The sequence below is a fragment of the Streptomyces scabichelini genome, from assembly GCF_011045015.1.
In the GTDB taxonomy this organism is placed as follows: domain Bacteria; phylum Actinomycetota; class Actinomycetes; order Streptomycetales; family Streptomycetaceae; genus Streptomyces; species Streptomyces scabichelini.
In genome coordinates this window covers 1-5,972 of record NZ_JAAKZY010000358.1, presented here as the reverse complement: position 1 = coordinate 5,972, position 5,972 = coordinate 1, and the positions used below count along the sequence as shown (strand labels likewise).

Annotated in this window: 6 protein-coding genes; all 6 read left to right on the top strand. The window is 73.6% G+C overall.

Annotated features, from left to right (window positions below; all coding sequences use genetic code 11):
* On the top strand, positions 1-625 hold a 625-nt coding region (locus G5C60_RS49000; RefSeq protein WP_165270515.1), incomplete at its 5' end, for a TnsA-like heteromeric transposase endonuclease subunit.
* Positions 626-727: 102 nt separating this feature from the next.
* Entirely contained in the window at positions 728-2,611 is a 1,884-nt protein-coding gene (locus G5C60_RS48995) for a Mu transposase C-terminal domain-containing protein (protein ID WP_165270513.1), read from the top strand.
* On the top strand, positions 2,608-3,036 hold the full coding sequence (locus G5C60_RS53905) for a hypothetical protein (RefSeq protein ID WP_338146145.1): 429 nt from the start codon (positions 2,608-2,610) through the stop codon (positions 3,034-3,036). Before G5C60_RS48995 ends, G5C60_RS53905 begins: the two co-directional genes overlap by 4 nt.
* 30 nt (positions 3,037-3,066) lie before the next feature.
* Positions 3,067-4,740, top strand: a complete 1,674-nt coding sequence (locus G5C60_RS48990) for a transposase (protein ID WP_338146144.1) — start codon at positions 3,067-3,069, stop codon at positions 4,738-4,740.
* Positions 4,741-4,790: 50 nt separating this feature from the next.
* Positions 4,791-5,771, top strand: a complete 981-nt coding sequence (locus tag G5C60_RS48985; RefSeq protein ID WP_165270517.1) for a TniB family NTP-binding protein — start codon at positions 4,791-4,793, stop codon at positions 5,769-5,771.
* On the top strand, positions 5,768-5,972 hold a 205-nt coding region (locus G5C60_RS48980), incomplete at its 3' end, for a TniQ family protein (RefSeq protein WP_338146143.1). The genes G5C60_RS48985 and G5C60_RS48980, both read left to right, overlap by 4 nt.

Here is a 5,972-nt window from a genome sequence, read left to right as displayed (position 1 = left end):
GCGGGGGCCGGGCTGGTGGTGGTCGGCCACGACCGGGCGGCATGTGCTGCACGGTTCGCAGGCGATGTGCACGCAGCTGATGGTCCTGGACCGCGATCCGCACGTTGTCGGCCTGTCGGCGCGACCGGTGCGACTGATCCGGCGCGATCCTGACAGCGGGCGAGTGCTGACGTGGGTGCCGCAACTGTTCGCCCGCTACGCCGACGGGGGCGCGCTGCTCGCCGACTGCCCCGCCACGACGGCGCCCGCCGGGATGCGGGCCGAGCGCGCCGCCGCGGTGCTTGAAGCGGCCTGTGCGGCGGTGGGGTTCACCTACCGGCGCCTGGCGCCGCCCGAGAAGGTGGTGGCGGCGAACGTGCGGTGGCTGGCCGGCTACCGACACCCCCGCCACCGCGACGCAGGCGGCCTTGAGGAGGCGGTGCTCGAGGCATTCGCCGCCGAACGGCCGCTGATGGCCGGGGCTGCGGCGGCGGGCGAGGCCCTCACCGCGCTGCCTGTGCTCTACCACACGCTGCGGAACGGGCGGCTGGCCGCGGACCTGACACGGCCGCTGGGCGAGCGCACCCTCGTCTCGCCCGGCCCAGCCACAGGCGACGGAAATCGGCGGGAGCAGCAGGAGAGCTGAGCAAGCGCCTGGTAACCGCCCCTGGTGGGCGGTGTGTTGAGGTGGGCGCTCAGGTCACGTTCGAGGCCCGCACCTGGCAGGTGACCCCTGGTCGACGGGCGGGTGTATCTGACCTCCGCCGACGGGGCCACCGGGTGCCTGCTGGCCGCCCACTTGATGGCCGCCGACGGCTTCGAGGTCGTCGGCCAGGCCGCCCCGCAGATTCCGGCCGCCACCATGTGGGCGGAACTGCCATTGCCAGCCCGGGAGCGGGCGATGGCCTGGCTGCGGCACATCCGCGAGACCGAGACCGGACTGCCCGACGGCCCGGGCAGCAATGGGGTGGCAAGGCCTGAGTACGACCCGCAGCGGTTCACGCTCGCCGAGCGGGAGCACACCAAGGCGAAAGAGCTTGCAGCGCTGGGCTGGACGAAGGTCAGCCGGCCCACGGTGCAGCGAATGCGGCTGGCCTACCAGCGCCAGGGACTGCTGGGGCTGGCGGACAAGCGGTCCCTGCGCGCCTCCTCCCCCACCGGGCGTACGGACGAGCGGGTGGTGGCCGCCGTGTTGGAGGCACTGCGCCGCCGCCGCGGCCGCAAGGCGACCACTGTGAAGCAGGTCATCGACCTGGCCGAACAGATCGTGACGGAAACCCATGGGAAGGGCCGGGTGCGGCTGCCGGCCCGGTCGTCGCTGTATCAGCTGGTGAGAGCGCTGTCGGATCCAGCCGAGCCACCGGGCAGCCCAGCACGCACCGCCACCGGCCCAGACCGGGCAGGCGGCCCGCCGCCTGCCCTACGGCCCGCGGAGCGGGTCCATGTCGCCACCGCCCGCCTCGGCATCGAGGTGGTGGGCGAGGACGGCCGTCCGGTGGCGGTGTCGGTCATCGCCGCGCTGGACGGGGCCACGGGCTGCGTGCTGGCCGCCGTGCTGCACCCGCAGCAGGCCGCGCCAGTAGAACTGTCGGTGCTGCTGGCCGAGATGGCCGTCCCTCTCGCGGTGCGCCCCGGGTGGCGGGAGCTGCTGCAGGCAGCCCACGAGGGGCTGCCCGAGCGACTGATGACGCTGTCGGCCCGGCTTGAGGCAACGGCGGCTCGCCCGGCGGCCCTGCCCCAGACCCTGGTCTTCGAACCGGCGGCGGCCGCCGTCACGCCCTGGTTCCTCACCGTGTGCGAAAGCCTCGGCGTGAGCCTGGAGGCCGCCCCCGCACGTCAGGGCGGCATGCGCAGTGTTGCCGGGGACACGGTGAAGGCGCTCGCCGGGCTGTTCACCCGGCACTCCGCTGACCTGGCCACCGCGCTGCCTGTTGTGCACCCGCAGGACAGCGCCGGACGGCAGGCGGAGCCGTTCTTCAGTCTGCCGCACCTGCAGGATGTGCTGGACGAGTGGATCACCGCCCGCTGGCACACCCGCCCCCAACAAGCACTGCGGCACCCGCTGCTGTCCAAGGCGGCCCTGACCCCCAATGAGATGTGGCGGGTACTGCTGGGCGCCGCCGGGTCGGTACCGCTGCCGCTGACCGGGCAGCACTTGGCCGAGCTGCTGCCGGTGCAGCACCAGACGGTCACCGAATCCGGGATCCGCCTGGGACGGCGCCGCTACGACCACGAGTGCCTGGATGAGCACCGCGGCCGGGCCTGCCCCACCACGGACGACGGCCGGTGGGAAGTGCACCACCACCCCTACGACATGCGGCAGGTCTACATCCGGCTGTCCGACGGACTCCTGCACGAGATCCCCTGGATTGAGCGCGCGCATGCCCTGCGCCCGTTCGACGACGCCGTCCGGCGCCGCACCGGGCAGATCCTCGCCTACCGGAGCGGCCCGCCCGGGCATCCGGCCCGATCGGACGGCGGCCAGGAGCAGGCGGCCGGTGTGCCAGTGCCGGACCACGGCACGGTGGATGGGCCGGCACCGGGCGGCGGCGTGCCCCCGGTCCCGGACGGGCCCGGGCGCGCGGGGTCCTTCGGAGTGTGGGACGCGCAGGCGGAGGCCGAGCAGTGGTGAGCGCACCCGGCCGCGCGGGCCGCCCCGTGGCCGCTGCGAGCGGCAGGCAGGTGAAGCTGGGGGCGTATGTGACGTTTCAGGGCTGTACCTGGCAGGTGGCCGCGGTGGCCGGTGCGTCGGTGACGCTGGTCGACAAGGATGGGCAGACGGCGTCGGTGCTGGCCTCGTTCCTGATCGCCGACCCAGCCTTCACCGTGGTGGGCTCCCCCAGTGCGGGAGTTCGGCAGTGGGGGATGCTGGAGTCGGTGCCCGAGCCGGAGCGGGAGCGGGCTCTTGCCTGGCAGAGGCACATCCGCGAGATCGAGACCGGACTGCCCGACGGGCCCGGCAGCACCGGCGTCCCCCGGCCCGAGTACGACCCGCAGCGCACATCGATGGCCGAGCGGGAGCAGGCCAAGGCCGACGAACTCACCAGGCTGGGCTGACCGAAGGTCAGCCGGGCCACCGTGCGCCGCATGCGGGCCCGCTACCACGACCAAGGGTTGTGGGGTCTGATCCCACGCCGCAAGCCGTCCAGTGCGACCGGGCAGGCCGACGAGCGGGTGGTGGCCGCGATCCTGGAGGCGCTGCGCCCTCAGCGCGGCCGCTCCCGGGGCACGCTGAAGGGGCTGCGGGAGCTGACCGGGCAGATCCTGGCAGACACGCACGGGCCGGGCGTGGTGGCGGTGCCCGCGCCGTCGACGTTCAACCGGCTGGCGCGGGTGCTGGCCGACCCGCTGGAGCATCCGGGCCGGCCGGCCCGCACCGCCACCGCGCCGGTGCGGCCCTTCACACCCACGGTGGCGCTGCGGCCGGGCGAGCTGGTGCAGATCGACACCACCCGCCTCGATGTGATGGCCGTCGGCGAGGACGGCAAGCCGGTGCGCCCGGAACTCACCATCGCTCTCGAGGTAGCGACCAGGTCGGTGGTGGCGGCCGTGCTGCGCGAGGAGGGCACCAAGGCCGTGGACGCCGCCCTGCTGCTGGCGGAGATGGCCGTACCGCACCCGGTGCGGCCCGGCTGGCCTGACCATCTGCGCCTGGCCCACGCCGCCGTCCCCTACGACCGGCTCCTCGCCCTGGACGAGCGGCTGGAGCAGGCGGCGGCGCGGCCGGTGGTGGTGCCGGACACGATCGTCATCGACCGCGGCAGAGTTTTCGTCTCCACCGCGTTCCTGGCCGCCTGCGAAACCCTCGGCGTCAGCGTGCAGCCCGCACCGCCTCGCTCCCCGGCCGCCAAGGGCGCGGTCGAGCGGACCTTCGGCAGCATCAACACGCTCTTCGCGCAGCACGTCGCCGGCTACACCGGCCCCCACGTCCTCGCGCGCGGCGAGGCGGTGCAGGACGGAGCCCGCTTCACCGTGGCCCAGTTGCAGGAGCTGCTGGACGAATGGATCACCGCGTGCTGGCAGCACCGCCCCCACGACGGGCTGCGCCACCCTCTCCTGCCCAAGAAGGCGCTGGCCCCGAACGAGATGTGGGGCGCGCTGCTGGGCGCCTCCGGATACGTGCCACTCCCCCTGACCGGCGACGACTACCTGGAACTGCTGCCCGTGCGCTTCCATCCCGTCACCGGCCGCGGCATCCGCATCAACCACCGCACCTACGACCACACTCTGCTCAACGAGCACCGCGGACGGCCCTGCCCCACCGGCGCGGGCGGCAAGTGGGAAGTCCACCTCAACCCGCACGACGTGCGCCAGATCTACATCCGGCTGCCCGACGGACACCTGCACGAGGTCCCGTGGATCCACCGCGACCACGTCCACGCCCCGATGAGCGAGACCACCTGGCGCCACCTCCGCACCGCCCTGAACCAGCGCGCAGACCGCGAGGCACACGAAGCCGCACTCGCGGAGGCCGCCGACCAGGTCCTGCGCCGCGCCCGGCCCACCACCCCGGCACAAGCAGCCCCGCCCAAGACGACGTCGGGCACTCACACCGCACAGGCAGCCCCCCAGGCGGCGGGCGACCAACCAGCAGTGAGCCGCTACGAGGCCGAGGCTGAGGACAGCCTCGACGCATTGGAAGCCCGAGCCCAGGCTGAGGCCCGTGACGACGTCGGCGCCGACAAGCCCGACGCGCACCCGCTGCCGGTGACCGGCGCGCTCGCGCTGTATGACGCCGACCAGGAGGCCGAACTGTGGTGACCCGTACCGATCCCCCTGCCTCCGGTGCCGGGGAGGCAGCCGCAGGGACGGTGACGACGTTCGACGCCTTCGCCCGCTTCGCCCACGCCGCGCCCCCGACGCCACCAAAGCCGGGCCAGGCACCACGGCCACTGGAGGAACGCCTGGCCTACCACTCGCAGTTCGTCACCGTGCGCACCCCGGCCATCGAGGCCCTCTCCCGCCAGGTACGCACGCTGATGATTCCGGGACGGCACCAGCACGTCACCGCCCGGCCGTCGCTGATCGTCACCGGGCCGGCCACCACCGGCAAGACCACCGCGCTGCTGCAGGTCGGCCGGACCTGCCACCTCGCCCACACCCGCCGCGCAGCCCCGGGCGACGACAGTGTGCCGGTGGCGTATGTGCTGGTGCCGCCCGGCGCCACCGCCAAGACCCTGGCCGGGGAGTTCGCCCGCTACCTCGGCATCCCCGTCACCACGCGCATGACCACCGCGCAGATCACAGGCGCCGTCTGCCACACCTACACCGCGGCCGGGGTCAAGCTCGTACTGATCGACGAGATCCACCGCCTCAACCCGCGCACCTCCAGCGGCGCGGAGGCCGCCGACTGGCTCAAAGACCTCACCGAACGCGTGCCCGCCACCTTCGTCTACACCGGCATCGACGTCACCGCCAGCGCGGTATTCACCGGCGTGCGCGGGGCACAGCTGGCCGGGCGCGCCTCCCTGATCGACTGCGGGGCACTGCCCGCCCGCGCCGGCAAGCGTGAACCGTTCCGGGAGCTGATCGCCGCCCTGGAAGCGGCCCTCGACCTCACCGCGCACCCGGCGGGCAGCCTGCCCAGGCTGGCGCCGTACCTGCACGAGCGGACCGCGGGCAGGATCGGCAGCCTGGCCCGCCTGATCCGCCAAGCCGCCATCGAAGCCATCCTTAACGGCCAAGAACGCATCACCAAAACACTGCTGGACACCATCGCGCTGGACCACCTCGCCGAGGAGCACTACCGGCCCCGCACCCCCGGACGCCGCGCCCGGCCCGGCAGCCGGTGACCACCCACACCACCAGCCGCCCCGCCCTACGAGCCGGCACCATGTGGCCCACCCCGCCCGGCGCACTGCGCGTGAGGCCGCTGCCCCGCGAAGCCACCGCCTCCTACCTCACCCGCCTCGCAGCCGCCTACCACCTCAGTGCCGCCCAGCTCCTCGACAGCCTGCACATCACCGCCACCAGTACCTCCGCAGCCCCGCCCG

Bases quoted from the DNA above. Each gene is read 5' to 3' on its own strand.
- G5C60_RS48990 (WP_338146144.1), top strand. From the start codon at position 3,067: ATGCGGGCCCGCTACCACGACCAAGGGTTGTGGGGTCTGATCCCACGC.